We start from the raw sequence: 14442 nt of genomic DNA, 5'->3' as shown, positions 1-14442 counted from the left end.
ATGAACATAGATCTCAGCGGCCGGACCGCCGTGGTAACGGGCGGTGCATCGAACATCGGGCGTTCCATCGCCATCACGCTGGCCGAGGCCGGTGCCGACGTGGTCATCTTTGACCGGGATGGCGATCAGGCAGCGCGGACGGCCTCGGTCCATCCCGACCGGATGTCCTATATCGCCTTCGATCTGATGGACGAAGCCGCGCTGGCGCGGGCCGTCGACGCGTTGAAGGCCCGGGGCAAGGGGATAGACCTTCTGGTCAGCAATGCAGGATGGGTCAACACCCTGCCGTTCATGGAAAAGAAACCTGCGGAAACGGAGTTTGAGCTCCAGCTCAATCTTCACGTGCCGATCGCTCTCACGCGGCTTGTGCTGCCCATCATGGTCGAGCGCAAATACGGGCGCATCGTCTACATCTCGTCCGACGCCGCCCGTGGCGGCCAGCGGGGCCAGGCGGTCTATTCGGCCGCCAAGGGTGGCCTCCTGAGCTTCGCCCGCACATTGGCGCAGGAAGTCGGCAAATTCGGCATCACGGTGAATTCCATCGCGCCGGCCATGATCGTCCCGCAGTCCCCTGAGGATATCGGAGCCGAAAGCATGCAGAACGCGCGTGACCGCCCGCCGGAGATGATGGCGAAGATCGTTCGCGCCTATCCGGTGGGCCGGGTCGGGAAGGGAAGCGACGTCTCACATGCGGTCACGTTTCTCTGCAGCGATCAGGCTGAGTTCATCACGGGGCAGACACTGGCGGTCAATGGCGGCTTTCTGACCATCTAGGAGAGATGAAATGGCAGAAATTGCAAAAGTGACGTGGTCGGATTGGGAAGTGCCGGTTGGCTTGCCCGAACTGAAGGAAGTCCTCTACGAACGCTGCACCCGGTCCATCGGCGGGTCGGTAGCGCGCATCACGATCAATCGTCCTCAGGTGCTGAATGCGGTTACCTCCTTCACCATGAAGGAGTTGATGATCGCGGTCGACGTTGCGAACCGCGATCCAAGCGTGGGCGTGGTCGTGCTTCAGGGCAGCGGCGATCGTGCATTCTGCAGCGGCGGCGACGTGAAGTGGGAAGGCGAGCGAACGACTGCCGACTGGTTCTTCGACGTGCCGCCAAACCATGTCGTACGCTTTTCATCGAAGCCCGTGATTGCGGCTGTCCGCGGCTACGCGATCGGCGGCGGCAACCATCTCGCCTATACATGCGACCTGACGATCGCGGCCGACAACGCGGTGTTCGGACAGATCGGGTCCCGGCACGGGAGTCCGGCCGATGGCTACATGGTGCGCTATCTCGTTCGCGTCATTGGCGCCAAGCGCGCCAGAGAGATGTGGCTTACCCGCAGGCGGATCAGCGCCCAGCAGGCGCTTGAATGGGGCCTCGTCAACGCCGTCGTTCCTCTTGACCAGCACGAGGCGGAAGTTCTCAAATGGTGCGACTACGTGCTGGACGGCAGCCCGACTTGCGTGCGCATCCTGAAGGCGGTCTTCGACCTTGAGATCGACGAGATGGCGGGTGATGTGCGGCGCTACGCTCATTTGATTTCCCCCAATTTCGTCGAGAGCGAAGAAGCTCGCGAAGCCCAGCGCGCCTTCTTCGAAAAGCGGCCGCCAGCCTTCTGGCCGGAACCCAAATAGGTCCGAAGCGATCCAGACAATTGCGAGGACTGCGGATGGGACCGCTGACGGGTTTTCGAATCATCGAACTGGCTGGATTCGGACCAGGGCCAATGGGTGCGATGATGCTCGGCGACATGGGCGCCGACGTCATTCGTGTCGAGAGGGCGAACGGCACTGAGCCGCCCCGCTTCGAGGACGCGCGCTACGACGTCCACGGGCGCAGCCGGCGTTCGGTCGTCTTTGATCTGAAATCGGATGATGGCCGCGATTGCTTCTTCAGGCTTGTGGAGACAGCCGATGCCCTGATCGATCCTTACCGACCGGGTGTCGCCGAAAGGTTGGGCATCGGGCCGGATGCATGCCTCGAGAAGAACGCGCGGCTGAATTATCTGCGGATCACCGGCTGGGGGCAGACCGGCCCCCTTGCCGGTGCGGCCGGGCACGACCTCAACTACATAGCATTGATCGGATTGCTGGATGCGATCGGACCGGCAGGCCAGAAACCGGTCATCCCCCTCAACCTGGTCGGCGACTATGGCGGCGGCGGTATGTTGGTAGCGCTGGGCATCACCGCCGCGCTGCTGGAGACGTCCCGATCGGGAATCGGTCAAATAATCGACGCGGCCATGTTGGACGGCGCTAACCTGCTTTTCGGCTCCGCCATCGCCATGCACAATGCCGGGCTCTGGCGCGAGAAGGGAAGCAACCAGGTCGATGGCGGCGCGCCCTACTACCATGTCTATGAAACCGCCGATGGGAAATTCATCACCATAGGGTCGATCGAGCCGAAATTCTTCCGTCTCCTGCAGGAGAAGATCGGCTTTGACGCCAGGTTCTTATCAAGCCAGTTCGATCGGTCGGCCTGGCCCGAGGCGCGAGAAGCGCTCGCAGATATTTTTCGGCAGCGAACGCGGCAGGAATGGATCGACCTGCTGGAGGGAAGCGACGTCTGCTTTGCGCCGGTTCTCGACATGAGCGAAGCCCGATCGCATCCGCAAATGGTGGCGCGGTCCGGATATGTCGACGTCTCCGGCGTGCCGCATCCCGCCCCCGCCCCGCGCTTTTCGCGTACGCAAGGTCGGGCGAAAAGCGCGCCCAGACCTGGTGAACACACGCAAGAGATCCTCCTGTCGCTCGGTTTGAGCGCCGAGACGATCGACCGGCTGATGGCAAGCGGCGTCGTAAGGGCGAATTGACAGACGCACTCGGCGCCGGGCATGAGCTCTGAAGGGACGCGTGTTGATACCCGTAGATCCTGAATTGGGCACAAGCATAGCTTGACCTATGTGACCTGCTGACCTGCCCTTGAACCTTGATCCAGCGGCGGCTGGAGTCTCGGCTGTTGACGCACCATTCGGCGCGGCATGAGCAATCGGCGCCGTCGCCGAGCTTTCATCCGGCGGAGCGTCGGTGCCGATTGCGGCGATGGTGGTGGCGAACTCGGCCGAGGTGGCGTAGCCCAAGGCCGAGTGAGGCCTCCTCGCGATAGAGACGGCAGATCCGGTTGATGCCCGACGGTTCGCCTTCGCGCCTCAGCAGGATGAACAGCCTACGGTAGCCGAAGCGTCGGCGCTCGTTGGCGAGCTCGCGCAGCCGGCCGCGGAGCCCGGCCTCGTCGGGACGGCGCAAGCGGTAGCGGATCATCCTGCGATCGGCGCCGACGATGCGGCAGGCCCGACGCTCCGACAGATCCATCACGGCCTGCAGGTGAGCGACGGCTTCGCGCCTGGCGGCGGGCCCTACCATTTTTTTGAAAGAAGCTCCCGGAGTGCGGCCGCATCGAGCATCTGCTCGGCGAGGAGCTTCTTCAGCTTCGTGTTCTCCTCCTCGAGCGCCAATTATACAGTGGCCTTGGAGACCCCGTGCCTGCGGGCGAGGTCCCCGTCTTCGCCCCGCCTCGTGCTCGCGCAGAACTGCGATGATCTGCTCTTCCGTGAACCGCTTCCGCTTCATCCGTCCGTCCCTTCCCTCGGGCCGGACCCTATTCGCTTCTGAAGGAAAAACTCAGTGGCAGGTCAGTGGGTGCGTGCACGAAGATCGCGCAGGCGCAATCCCGCTGACCGGGATTGACGTTGAGACTAGCAGCGCCTTACACTTTCGAATAACGAATAGGTGTGAAGTTTCGTTTTAGGGATCGAGAAGTGAACCCAGCCTTCGATATCGATGCCCTGCGTGCGGTGGTGGCCGGAATCGAGTTGCGCAGTTTTGCACGAGCGGCCGTGGAGCTCGGACGATCGCAATCAGCGATCAGCATGCAGCTCAAGAAGCTCGAACAACAGGCCGGCACTCAACTCTTTGTCCGGAAAGGCCGAGGCCTGGTTCCGACCGAAGCCGGCGAGGCTCTGGCTGCCTATGCCCGTCGGATCGTTGCCCTCAATGACGAAGCCGCACGGGCGTTGGGCGCGGCCGTGACATCGGAGACGGTGCGTCTCGGCCTTCCACAGGACTTCTTCGACGACGTCATGCCTGCCACGCTGTCGGCATTTGCCCACGATCATCCTCAGGTTCATGTCGAGGTGCGCGCCGGTCCGAACCACACTTTGGGTGAAGAGATTCAGGCCGGACGACTTGACGGCGCGATTGTCTTTTTCCCGGAAGTTGCCGGCGGCGAGGGAGAGCGACTCTGCAAGCTGCCGATGCAGTGGCTTATGCACAAAGCGTTTGGCGATCAGACGGCGCATGACAGGGTTCCGCTGGTGATGTTCGATCATCCCTGTCTGTTTCGGCAGGCGACACTTGCAACACTCGACCGGGTGGACAGGCGCTGGCGAGTGGCGGTAACGACGCCAAGCCTGCCCGGCATCTGGGGTGCGTTGCGTTCGAAACTGGGCATCGCCGTGCGTACCGGACATGGTGTGCCGGACGATATCGTTTGCGCGGACGATGAGCTCGACCTGCCAAGACTCCCGGCGATCGAACTGAGATTGCTCAGATCGCAAAACGCGACGCCCGCCGCGAACGATTTGTGTGAGGCGCTGCGTCGAGAAACGATCGGCCTGGTCGCTCCGAGTTGAGGCGCACGGACCGAAGAACCTGGTGCTGCGTCATCGGATCGCGTCTGTTATAGCTCGCACTACCGAGGGGTGCCCCGCCAAGGGGCTGAGATACTGTTAGCCGAACGGCAGCACAGTGACCCTTTGAACCTGATCCGGATCATGCCGGCGAAGGGACAGGTTTCACAGCCTCGCGCCTTTGCCGGCCTCGCTAGAGGGGCCGCTATGCCCGCAACGACGGAACACGTTTCAGCCACTCATCCTGTCGCCGCCACGATTGCCGCCGTCTTCCATGAAGAAAGGATTCTCCTGGTGCGTCGGGCCAATCCGCCGGATGCCGGCAGGTGGGGGTTTCCGGGCGGCAAGATCGAAGCCGGCGAGCCAATAGAAACGGCCGCCGTCCGGGAACTCTTCGAGGAAACGGGGGATCCGCGGGCAAGCGCGCCGCGTCTTCACGGCGGTTGATGCGCTCGATCGCGACGAAAACGGCCGGCTTCACCGGCATTTCGTCCTGATCGCGGTTTTCTGCGATTGGATTGCCGGGGGATCCCGTCGCGGGCGACGACGCCCTCGAGGCGCAGTGGTTTCGTCTCGATGAACTGGACGATGCCCGTCTCGCCCTCAGCCTCGACGTCGCCAAAGTTGCCCGTCTGGCGGCCGACATCGCCAAGCAGAAGGACGGTCAATCATGATCGCCAATATTCTGACCATTGCCGGCACCGAGCGGGCACGCCCTGCTCGATGCGGATGCGGTCGCCGCGGTGCGCGAGCCGTTGTGTGCACTTCACCAATGAGCGATAGCGCGGCTCCCCCATCGGCCCATCGTTCATACAAGCGCCGGCCCGATCAGCGCTCGCGCCTCGGCGGCACTCATGTCGCCCTGCCCGATATGGAGTCCATGGCGACGTAATTGGTGATGCATTGCACCAGCGGCGGCTCGGCCCTGAGCGCAGCAAGCAAGTGTCCGGGGGCCTCGGTCATCGCACATCCTCCAGCGGCATATAGAGGTCTCCGCCCTCGCGGAATTTCTCGGCCATCGCCGCCATGCCCTCCTTCTGGGCCTCTGCGCGGATGTCGTGAGAGATGCGCATCGAGCAGAATTTCGGCCCGCACATCGAACAGAAATGCGCCACCTTGTGCGCCTCCTTCGGCAAGGTCTCGTCGTGCATCGCGCGCGCCGTGTCCGGATCGAGCGAAAGGTTGAACTGGTCTTCCCAGCGGAATTCGAACCGCGCCCGGGAGAGCGCATCGTCACGGATCTGCGCCGCCGGGTGGCCCTTGGCGAGATCGGCGGCGTGGCCCGCGATCTTGTAGGTGATGACGCCCGTCTTGACGTCGTCGCGGTCGGGCAGGCCCAGGTGCTCCTTGGGCGTCACGTAGCAGAGCATCGCCGTGCCGAACCAGCCGATCATCGCCGCGCCGATGCCGGAGGTGATGTGGTCGTAGCCCGGCGCGATGTCGGTCGTCAGCGGCCCGAGGGTATAGAACGGCGCCTCGCCGCAGACCGCGAGCTGCTTCTCCATGTTGGCCTTGATCTTGTGCATCGGCACGTGGCCGGGGCCTTCGATCATCACCTGGCAATCCTTGGCCCAGGCGATCTGCGTCAGCTCCCCGAGCGTTTCGAGTTCGGCGAACTGCGCCTCGTCATTGGCATCGGCGATGGAGCCGGGCCGCAGCCCGTCACCAAGCGAGAAGCTGACGTCATAGGCGCGGGCGATGTCGCAGATCTCATCGAAATGCTCGTAAAGAAAGCTTTCGCGGTGGTGGTGCAGGCACCATTTGGCCATGATCGAGCCGCCGCGGGAGACGATGCCCGTCACCCGGTCGACGGTCATCGGGATCATGTGCAGCCTCAAGCCGGCATGGATGGTGAAGTAGTCGACGCCCTGTTCGGCCTGCTCGATCAGCGTGTCGCGAAAGACCTCCCAGGAGAGCTCCTCGGCGACGCCGCCAACCTTTTCCAGCGCCTGATAAAGCGGCACCGTGCCGATGGGCACCGGGGAATTGCGGATGATCCAGTCGCGGATATTGTGGATGTTGCGGCCGGTGGACAGGTCCATCACCGTGTCCGCGCCCCAGCGGATCGCCCAGACCATCTTCTCCACTTCCTCGGCCATCGACGAGGTCACGGCCGAGTTGCCGATATTGGCGTTGATCTTGACGAGGAAACTGCGGCCGATCGCCATCGGTTCGGCCTCGGGATGGTTGATGTTGGCCGGGATGATCGCACGACCCTTCGCCACCTCGTCGCGCACGAATTCCGGGGTGATGAAATCAGGGATTTCGGCACCGAAGGCTTCGCCATCGCGTTCGAGCGCCGTCTTTGCCGCCTGCCGACCGAGGTTCTCGCGGATGGCGACGAATTCCATTTCGGGCGTGACGATCCCGGCCCGGGCATAGGCCATCTGGGTGACGGCGCGGCCGTTCTTCGCCCGCCGCGGTTGGTTCCACACCGGGAATTCCGGCGTCAAACGCGTGCCCTCGGCAAAGCCGTTGTCCTCGGGCTTCACATGGCGGCCTTCGTACGGCTCCGTGTCGCCCCGCGCGTCAATCCAGGCCTCACGAAGGCGCAAAATGCCACGTTCGATGGCGATTTCGATCCCGGGATCGGTATAGGGGCCGGAACTGTCATACACGGTGACGGGCGGTTCGCCCGCTGTCGGATGCAGATCGATCTCGCGCATGGGCACGCGGATATCGGGATGCAGCGCTCCTCGGTGCCACACGCGACGTGACGCGGGCAGCGGTCCCGTGGTGACGGTGGGAGAAAGGTCCTTCATCGGTCGGAGCCTCCAGTGCTCGATGCGTAGGAGACCCAGTTCGCCGTAATGAATGGAGAGGAGCTGCGTGAGTTGCGCCGAGGCGATTTGGCCCTGGCCGCAGCGGGTGCACCATCCCTACGCCAGTATGAACTGGATCAGGTTCATCGGGTCACTGCGCTGCGCGGACCTGCCGGACCGGCGATCAGTATCTCAGCCCCTTGTCGGGACCCCCCGGGTGAATGCGCAAAGACTGCGACCCGGTCCGGCCCTTGTCAACTGCCGGAAAGAAGGCAGGAAACATACCCGTTTTCTTGAACTGACAATCGATGAACATTCATTTTTCCAAAGAGGGAGCGGCGTGTAGGCTTGTGATAGCGGCAATCGGAATTGCGAACATGCCTCCGGATTCACCCGTCGGTTTCATCGGTCTTGGCACGATGGGCGCGCCTATGGCGATGAACGTTGTCCGGGCGGGAACGCCCCTTGTCGTCTGGAACCGGACAAGGGACCGTTGCGCGCCGCTGGAACAGGCAGGTGCGACGATTGCCCCTGGCGCTGCGGAACTGTTCGCGAGATGCGAAACGATCATCCTCATGCTGGAAAACGATGTCGCGACCGACGCGGTGCTTTGCCGTCGCAGCCAGCACTTCGCAGCCCGCGTCGCCGACCACACCATCATCTCCATGGGCACCGTATCGGCCGACTATTCGAAGCATCTAGCCGACGACATCCGCTCCGCCGGAGGGCGCTACGTCGAAGCGCCGGTCTCGGGCTCGCGCAAGCCGGCCGAAGCCGGACAACTGGTCGGCATGCTCGCCGGCGAGCCGGAGGATATCGCGCGTCTGCGGGCGATCCTCGCCCCGGTCTGCAAGGAGATCTTTGACTGCGGCGCGGTGCCCGCCGCTCTCCACATGAAACTCGCGATCAACACCTTCCTGATCACGATGGTCACGGGCCTGGCCGAGGCTGCCCATTTCGCTGAGCGACATGACCTCGACATGAGCCTTTTCTCAGACATTCTGAACGCGGGCCCCATGGCGAGCGACGTCTCCCGGGTCAAGATCGGAAAGCTCGCGCAGCACGACTTCAGCCGCCAAGCGGGGATATCGGACGTGCAGAAGAACAACCGTCTCGTGGTCGAGGCCGCCCGTCATGCCGGTATCGCCTCCCCGCTGATGGAAGCCTGCCTGTCCCTCTACAGCGAGACCGAAGACCTTGGGTTCGCGGAAGACGACATGATATCAGTTCTCCGCGCGATCGAGGCACGAACCGAACGCGCATCGGCTGGCACCGGAATTCCGTCCCATGACGCCTGATGCGCTTTGGGACCATCTTCCGAACCTCGTCGCCATTCTGGTGATTTTCACTGTCGGTGTTGCCAGCCCAGGCCCCGCGACACTGATGATCCTGGGAACCGCCATGGCAAGAGGACGCGCGCCGGCCGTCGCTCTGTCTTTTGGCGTGGTTCTGGGGTCTATGGCATGGGCCTCCATCGCGGCATGGGGATTTGTGGCGGCGCTCCAGGCATCCGCCGGGCTTTTCATGGCACTGAAACTGGCCGGAGGCCTCTACCTGATCTTCCTCGCCGCCAGGTCATGGCGTTCGGCCTTCACAGCGGGCACGACAGCCGCACCAGGATCGGCAGGAACGGGCAGCCTGAGGCGTTGCTTCGCGCAGGGGCTGTTGCTGCATCTGACAAATCCCAAGGCGCCCCTGGTCTGGCTGGCGACCCTGTCCGTTGGTGTCGGCGAAACGGCACCCGCCGCATTCCTGATGATCGCCATTCTGCTTTGCGCTATCGTTGCCGTGACGGTCTTCGTCGGCTACGCCTTTCTGTTCTCCACGCAGGCCGCCTCGCGTTTCTACCTCCGGGTCCGACGCCCGATCGATGGCTTGCTTGGCGCTTTATTCGGCGCCGCCGCATTCAAGATCCTGACCTATCGGTCTAGCTGGTAGTCGCCACCGTGGTACCGCGGCTTCATCGCCTCTGGCCTCAACATATCGTCATGGCCCGCTTTCATCGGCAGCGCCTTGAAGCGTGACGTCCGGACCGGCGAGTCATCGGTCATCGCGGATCCCCCCGATGAACGACGTGCACTTTGTTGCCATCGGGATCGCGGAGATATGCGCCGCAATATCCATCGCCATAATGCAGCCGGAGGCCCGGCTTTCCGGCATCCACTCCGCCCGAAGACAACCCTGCTTCATATGCCCTGTCGACGGCCGCGTTGGATGGTGCTTCAAAGGCAACCATCATTCCATTGCCCGCAGTCGCTGGTGCTCCGTCAAACGGCGTATAGATGTAAAAAGCGAGGCAATTGACGCGCTTCAGCAATCCAGCAACGCGCCTCCGGTCCTCCGTCAGGATCAATGGCGCGTTGTCGCAACCCGAGCGGCGCGAGCACTGCATCGTAAAAGATGGCCGCACGTTCAATGTCATTGGTTCCGAGCGTTATGTGGCTGAACATGCGCTTGTCCTCATCGCGATCCCGAACCTTGCCAGTCGGCTCCACAGCCTTTCGTGCCGGACGGCTACAGGCAATCCTACCTCCCCTTGTTTGTTGTCAGGACGAATCAAGAGGCGAACCATCCGCCAAGACCGAGTGTCCATCCCTACCGTCGCCGCCACGGTACCACGGTCCGAAGCTGCCTCGCGGCACCACACCCCCTCGGCTGCCAGGGCTGCCGTCAGATCGGCGTCCACCGGAATCTCGCTCTCTCTCGTCGAAAGAAACTTCGGGGCCGTACCGGCGCCGCGCCGGGCCTCCAATGCGACGTAGGTACGTATTGACGAACGACCGAATGACCGGGTCACGACGTCAAATCCACCATCGCTCAGAAACCTCCGAAAAGCGTCTTTCTCACGCCAGAGATAGAGCGAGGAGTACTCGGTTAGCGACGGCCCGAGGCAGCCTATCTCCCGCACGATTGGAAAATCGGCATAACTTCACAAAAACGAAATCCTCATTTCAGCAATACTCGTTATTAAAAAGTGTATGGCGCTGCTAGCTTCGACGCCAATCCCCTGCGCGGATCAGCCCGCAACCGCGGCTCAACAACGAAGTGTGAGAAGGCGGGCGCGAGATGACCGCGAATTCAACGACAATCGGCAGTGACCATCGTGGCGGCTTGACCATCGTGCTTGCCGGCAGTGTCGTGCTTGCGTTGGCCTTCGGCGTGCGTGCGGTCTTCGGCGGCATTGTCCAGCCTCTGTCAAACGACCTGTTTGACGGCAGGATCGAGGTATTCTCGCTTTCGATCGCAATTCAGAACCTGGTCTGGGGCCTTGCGCAGCCGGGCTTCGGGATCATCGCCGACAAGTTCGGCGACCGGCGCGCCTTGTGGCTCGGATTTATCTGCTATGTCGCCGGCATGCTGGTCTGCGTTGTCGGCACCACGCCGTTGGCCCAGCATGTCGGCGCTGGCGTACTGGTCGGCATGGGGATTTCAGGGACCGCGTTCGGAGTTGTTCTGGCTGTGGTCGGACGGGCCGCGCCGGAAGAAAAACGCGGCCGCTATCTCGGTATTACCTCAGCCATGGGGTCCACCGGACAGGTCGTCCTGCCGCTTCTGGTATCCTGGCTGGTCGAATGGCTTGATTGGCGGATGACACTGCTGGTCATCACCTTCGCGCTCGCCCCCATGGCGCTGTGCATTCCGTTTCTTCACACGAATGTGAGCCAGACGACGGCAGATGCGGACAGCGCTTCGATCACGCAGACAGTCGGAAAGGCGTTCGGGCATTCCAGCTATACGCTGCTCAGCGCCGGGTTCTTCGTCTGCGGCTTTCACCTCGCCTTCATTACCGCGCACCTTCCGAACTACGTCCAGAACTTCTGTGTCTCGACAGCGTCTGCGGCGGAGCTGCGTGCGCTGGGTCTTCAAGCACTTGCGCTTGCCGGTTTTGCCAACATCTTCGGCACGCTTTTCGCCTCGCATCTGGGAACCAGATTCCCGAAACCCTATGTGCTTGCCGCAATCTACGCGCTCCGGGCACTCGCGATCCTCATCTTCATCTCGCTGCCGGTGACGCCGACCTCGGTCATGATCTTCGCGCTCGTCATGGGCGGGCTTTGGCTGTCGACCGTCCCGCTGACAAGCGCGCTGGTTTTGACCATGTTCGGTCCGCGCGCCATGGGAACCCTGTTCGGCTTCGTCTTCCTGAGCCACCAGCTCGGCGGATTCGCCGGGGTATGGCTCGGCGGCGTCTTCTTTGATCGCTACGCCAGCTACGATCAGGTTTGGTACCTGGCGATCGCCCTCGGCGTCCTCTCCGCCCTCGGACATCTTCTCGTTCAGGAGCGTGCGGCGCCCCGCACCGGCCTCGCCTATGGCGAATGAACTTCTTCTGCTCTGGCTTGCAGCGTTTCCGCTCATGGGAAGTCCTGGGCCGGCGACCATGAGCCTTGCCGGCCTCGGCACGGCCTTCGGTTTCCGCCCCAGCCTCAGCTACCTTCTTGGCATCATCACAGGCACCACCATTGTCCTGCTGATGATCGCCACAGGCGTGACCGCCCTTGTCCTTGCCCAGCCGATCCTTCTCACGGCGCTGACGATCCTCGCCGGGATCTATATCCTTTATCTCGCCTGGAAAATCGCCACCGCGCCCGTCGGCCCGCTCGCTCCGCGCTCGGAGCATGCGCCGGCCTTCATACCGGGCTTCAGTCTGGCTATTGCGAATCCGAAGGCCTTTGCCGCGATCGGGGCCGTCTATGCGGGTCACACCCTCGTCGCGGATAACCTCACGGCCGATGCAGTCTACAAACTGGCCGCGCTCGCGCTCGTCATCGTGATCGTCAACACGGTGTGGCTCGCCTTCGGCGCGGTCTTCTCAAGGGTACTGACGAATCCCGCAATCGGACGAGCGGCCAATGTCCTTTTCGCAATCATGCTGGTGGCGTCCGTCGGGTTGGCCTTGCTGGACGCTTCGTGAGGGAACTCCACCGACTGGCACCTTCACGGGAAGATCGATGTCGATCCGATGTGGCCATTGGTCTTGCAGGTAGCGGATCGACAAGAGGAGGATCACGGTGAAGAAAATCGGAATGATCGGTGGATTGAGTTGGCTGTCGACTGCCGAATACTACAAGCGGATCAATGAGATCACGCAATCCGTCGCGGGCGGGGTGAACTCGGCCCGCATTGTTCTGGAGAGCGTGAACCGACAGGACTATGTCGAAGCTGTTATCGACAGGCAGGACGAACAGGCTGCCTGTGCGCAGATCGAGCGTTCGGCGCATGCTCTGCAAGCCGCCGGGGCAAATTTCATCGTGATTGCCTGCAACGATGTTCACCGTTTCGTACCCGCGCTTCAGCCCAAGCTCGACATACCCTTTCTGCATATTGCCGAGGTCACGGCTGAGGCAATCAAGGCCAAGGGGCTTAAAACGGCGGCTGTTCTTGGGGTTCGCAAGACAATGGAGGGTGATTTCTACCCCGCAATTCTTACAGACAACGGAATCGGCGCGATGATTCCGAACGAGGACGAGAAGCGGTTTATTCAGGAGAGCATCTATCAGGAACTGGTCCAGAATCGCTTCCTTGATGAAACGAGAAGAGCGTATCAACGGATCATCTCAGAGCTAGCCGCACGTGGTGCAGACTGCGTTGCCTTGGCCTGCACCGAGATTCCGCTCCTCTTGGCGGCGCAAGACTCTCCTCTTCCAGCATTTTCCACGACGGAACTTCACTGTCGCGCTGCAGTCGCCATGGCGTTGGCCGATGCCTGACTCCTGTGAAGCCCGAGCCGTAGCTTTGTCGGCAATCTGCCGGCGCTGATGCTGCCAACCTCGCTCCATCCTCAGCGGCGGGTCGGTTCGAGCATCCGACGTGCTCCCCTGAAATGTCCTCGCTTTGAGCGATCCGCCCGCACATTGATCGCTCAGGCCGGTTTTCTGGTCTTCTTGTACGGTCATCCAATGGCTTTTCGCGCCTATTCTAGAGCGGAATCCGATCAGGTTGCATCATACCCTGCCGCTTTGAAGTAGTTGGCGCATTCGGCTGGTGGGAAGAGATCGATGAGGCTTAGAGCGGAATCCGATCAGGTTGCATCATACCCTGCCGCTTTGAAGTAGTTGGCGCATTCGGCTGGTGGGAAGAGATCGATGAGGCGGCCGATTGCGCTCCAGAGGCCCGTGACGGTTCGCTCGGCGGCTTTCCTGAGCAGCGCCTTGAGCTTTGAGAAGGCATTTTCGATCGGGTTGAAGTCGGGGCTGTAGGGCGGCAGGTAGCGCAACTCGGCGCCGGCCGCTTCGATCATCTCCCGCACCTGCGGCCCCTTGTGGCTCGACAGGTTGTCCATGACGACGACGTCGCCGGGTCTGAGTTCGGATACGAGGACCTTGGCGACGTAGGTCTCGAAGGCCGCCCGGTTGATGGCGCCGTCGAGAACCCACGGGGCGATGAAGCCGCGAAGGGTGAGCGCGCCGACGAAGGTCGTCGTCTTCCAGTGCCCGTGCGGCACGCCGACCCTGAGCCGCTCGCCGCGAGCGCATCGGCCATGCCGTCGAGCCATGTTCGTCGAGGCCCAGGTTTCATCGATGAAGACCAGCCGCTCCGGGTCGAGATCGAGCTGGCCGTCGAACCAGGCCTGCCGCCGCTTCACGATGTCGGGGCGGTCCTGCTCGGCGGCGTGCGCGGTCTTTTTTTGCGCGTGATGGCGTGCCGCTTGAAGAAGCGCTGCAGCGCTCCGAAGCTGAACACAAGGCCCTGTTCCTTCAGCACCAGGCGAGCCTCCTCGATCGAGCGATCGGCTTCCGGGCCGAGAGCATCGAGGACGGCTTCCTTGTGCGCGTCGATTCGAGCCGACTTGCGGTCGCCGCCCAGCGCCTTGGGGCGAACGTCACCCTGCTCGCGCTCCAGAACCTGCCAGCGGCTCACGCTGGCAGCGCTCACCCCGAACCGCTTGGCCGCCTCCCGGTGCGTCGCGCCGTCACGCACCGCAGCCACCGCACGTTCCCGAAGATCGACTGACAAAGCTTTCGACATGTCCGCCGGCCTCCAATCCGGCAGACAGCTTGAATCATCTCAGCGCTGATTTGGGAATCCCGATTCAATTAGGTCGGGTAACGCTCTA

The 14442-nt window shown here is 62.4% G+C and carries 14 protein-coding genes, 2 pseudogenes and 2 riboswitches; of the genes and pseudogenes, 10 read left to right on the top strand and 6 right to left on the bottom strand.

Annotation, left to right across the window (positions count from 1 at the left end; genetic code table 11):
* Genes E4O86_RS01525 through E4O86_RS01515 form a run of 3 tightly spaced genes read left to right on the top strand, consistent with a single transcriptional unit; the run spans window position 1 to window position 2808 of the window.
* Window positions 1–774 carry an SDR family NAD(P)-dependent oxidoreductase gene (locus tag E4O86_RS01525; protein ID WP_161138754.1) on the top strand — a complete coding sequence of 258 codons (774 nt, stop codon included), beginning with the start codon at window positions 1–3 and terminating at the stop codon, window positions 772–774.
* Window positions 775–784: 10 nt separating this feature from the next.
* Window positions 785–1630: an enoyl-CoA hydratase-related protein gene (locus E4O86_RS01520; RefSeq protein ID WP_161138753.1), complete on the top strand. Its 846-nt coding sequence runs from the start codon at window positions 785–787 to the stop codon at window positions 1628–1630.
* A gap of 35 nt (window positions 1631–1665) precedes the next feature.
* A complete protein-coding gene (locus E4O86_RS01515) occupies window positions 1666–2808 on the top strand; it encodes a CaiB/BaiF CoA transferase family protein (RefSeq protein ID WP_161138752.1) in 1143 nt (380 codons plus the stop codon).
* Between the two features lie 199 nt (window positions 2809–3007).
* Here the strand turns inward: E4O86_RS01515 and E4O86_RS01510 are convergent.
* Window positions 3008–3565 (bottom strand): annotated as a pseudogene (locus E4O86_RS01510) (transposase); the annotation flags it as partial.
* 188 nt (window positions 3566–3753) lie between these two features.
* On the opposite strand from E4O86_RS01510, the gene E4O86_RS01505 reads away from it, so the two are divergent.
* Window positions 3754–4626, top strand: coding sequence for a LysR substrate-binding domain-containing protein (locus E4O86_RS01505; RefSeq protein ID WP_205520605.1), 873 nt, complete (start codon window positions 3754–3756; stop codon window positions 4624–4626).
* A 55-nt stretch (window positions 4627–4681) separates the two neighbouring features.
* Window positions 4682–4800: riboswitch (TPP riboswitch) on the top strand.
* Window positions 4768–5070, top strand: a complete 303-nt coding sequence (locus tag E4O86_RS23095) for an NUDIX domain-containing protein (protein ID WP_343039064.1) — start codon at window positions 4768–4770, stop codon at window positions 5068–5070. (Overlaps the previous riboswitch by 33 nt.)
* On the opposite strand, the gene E4O86_RS23090 is transcribed toward E4O86_RS23095, so the two are convergent.
* Complete coding sequence (locus tag E4O86_RS23090; protein ID WP_205520601.1) at window positions 5058–5291, bottom strand: hypothetical protein; 234 nt, start codon at window positions 5289–5291, stop codon at window positions 5058–5060. The two genes, E4O86_RS23095 and E4O86_RS23090, sit on opposite strands and share 13 nt — an antisense overlap.
* Before the next feature lie 291 nt (window positions 5292–5582).
* Entirely contained in the window at window positions 5583–7385 is a 1803-nt protein-coding gene (gene thiC, locus E4O86_RS01495; protein ID WP_161138751.1) for a phosphomethylpyrimidine synthase ThiC, read from the bottom strand.
* A 96-nt stretch (window positions 7386–7481) separates the two neighbouring features.
* Window positions 7482–7611, bottom strand: a riboswitch (TPP riboswitch).
* Window positions 7612–7762: 151 nt separating this feature from the next.
* Between thiC and E4O86_RS01490 the strand changes: the two genes are divergently transcribed.
* Window positions 7763–8683 carry an NAD(P)-dependent oxidoreductase gene (locus E4O86_RS01490; RefSeq protein WP_161138867.1) on the top strand — a complete coding sequence of 307 codons (921 nt, stop codon included), beginning with the start codon at window positions 7763–7765 and terminating at the stop codon, window positions 8681–8683.
* Window positions 8673–9323, top strand: a complete 651-nt coding sequence (locus E4O86_RS01485) for a LysE family translocator (RefSeq protein WP_161138750.1) — start codon at window positions 8673–8675, stop codon at window positions 9321–9323. The genes E4O86_RS01490 and E4O86_RS01485 overlap by 11 nt, the downstream gene beginning before the upstream one ends.
* 109 nt (window positions 9324–9432) lie before the next feature.
* On the opposite strand, the pseudogene E4O86_RS01480 reads toward E4O86_RS01485, so the two are convergent.
* Both E4O86_RS01480 and E4O86_RS24000 read right to left on the bottom strand, forming a co-directional pair.
* Window positions 9433–9835 (bottom strand): annotated as a pseudogene (locus E4O86_RS01480) (VOC family protein).
* Window positions 9820–10293 (bottom strand): DUF4865 family protein, encoded by a 474-nt coding sequence (locus tag E4O86_RS24000; RefSeq protein WP_161138749.1) that lies wholly within the window; start codon window positions 10291–10293, stop codon window positions 9820–9822. Before E4O86_RS24000 ends, E4O86_RS01480 begins: the two are co-directional and overlap by 16 nt.
* 158 nt (window positions 10294–10451) lie before the next feature.
* On the opposite strand from E4O86_RS24000, the gene E4O86_RS01470 reads away from it, so the two are divergent.
* The 3 genes from E4O86_RS01470 (at window position 10452) to E4O86_RS01460 (ending at window position 13096) form a co-directional block, all read left to right on the top strand.
* Window positions 10452–11708 (top strand): MFS transporter, encoded by a 1257-nt coding sequence (locus E4O86_RS01470; RefSeq protein ID WP_161138748.1) that lies wholly within the window; start codon window positions 10452–10454, stop codon window positions 11706–11708.
* A complete protein-coding gene (locus E4O86_RS01465; RefSeq protein ID WP_161138747.1) occupies window positions 11698–12300 on the top strand; it encodes a LysE family translocator in 603 nt (200 codons plus the stop codon). The genes E4O86_RS01470 and E4O86_RS01465 overlap by 11 nt, the downstream gene beginning before the upstream one ends.
* Before the next feature lie 97 nt (window positions 12301–12397).
* On the top strand, window positions 12398–13096 hold the full coding sequence (locus tag E4O86_RS01460; RefSeq protein WP_161138746.1) for an amino acid racemase: 699 nt from the start codon (window positions 12398–12400) through the stop codon (window positions 13094–13096).
* A gap of 311 nt (window positions 13097–13407) precedes the next feature.
* Here the strand turns inward: E4O86_RS01460 and E4O86_RS01455 are convergent.
* A protein-coding gene (locus tag E4O86_RS01455) for an IS630 family transposase (protein WP_246206101.1) occupies window positions 13408–14354 on the bottom strand; the annotation gives its coding sequence in 2 pieces (ribosomal slippage) (window positions 13408–14018 and window positions 14018–14354; 948 coding nt in all).
* Between the last annotated feature and the right edge of the window lie 88 nt (window positions 14355–14442).

Source organism: Propylenella binzhouense (assembly GCF_009866965.1).
In the GTDB taxonomy this organism is placed as follows: domain Bacteria; phylum Pseudomonadota; class Alphaproteobacteria; order Rhizobiales; family Afifellaceae; genus Propylenella; species Propylenella binzhouense.
The sequence above is the reverse complement of the archived record's forward strand: the minus strand, read 5'-3'. Positions and strand labels throughout refer to the sequence as shown.

What these genes read in the sequence shown, in the direction of transcription:
- E4O86_RS01465 (WP_161138747.1), top strand. Translation starts at nt 11,698, where the DNA reads ATGGCGAATGAACTTCTTCTGCTCTGGCTTGCAGCGTTTCCGCTCATG.
- E4O86_RS23095 (WP_343039064.1), top strand. Translation starts at nt 4,768, where the DNA reads ATGCCGGCGAAGGGACAGGTTTCACAGCCTCGCGCCTTTGCCGGCCTC.
- E4O86_RS01525 (WP_161138754.1), top strand. Translation starts at nt 1, where the DNA reads ATGAACATAGATCTCAGCGGCCGGACCGCCGTGGTAACGGGCGGTGCA.
- E4O86_RS01485 (WP_161138750.1), top strand. Translation starts at nt 8,673, where the DNA reads ATGACGCCTGATGCGCTTTGGGACCATCTTCCGAACCTCGTCGCCATT.
- thiC (WP_161138751.1), bottom strand. Translation starts at nt 7,385, where the DNA reads ATGAAGGACCTTTCTCCCACCGTCACCACGGGACCGCTGCCCGCGTCA.
- E4O86_RS01470 (WP_161138748.1), top strand. Translation starts at nt 10,452, where the DNA reads ATGACCGCGAATTCAACGACAATCGGCAGTGACCATCGTGGCGGCTTG.
- E4O86_RS01520 (WP_161138753.1), top strand. Translation starts at nt 785, where the DNA reads ATGGCAGAAATTGCAAAAGTGACGTGGTCGGATTGGGAAGTGCCGGTT.
- E4O86_RS01515 (WP_161138752.1), top strand. Translation starts at nt 1,666, where the DNA reads ATGGGACCGCTGACGGGTTTTCGAATCATCGAACTGGCTGGATTCGGA.
- E4O86_RS01490 (WP_161138867.1), top strand. Translation starts at nt 7,763, where the DNA reads ATGCCTCCGGATTCACCCGTCGGTTTCATCGGTCTTGGCACGATGGGC.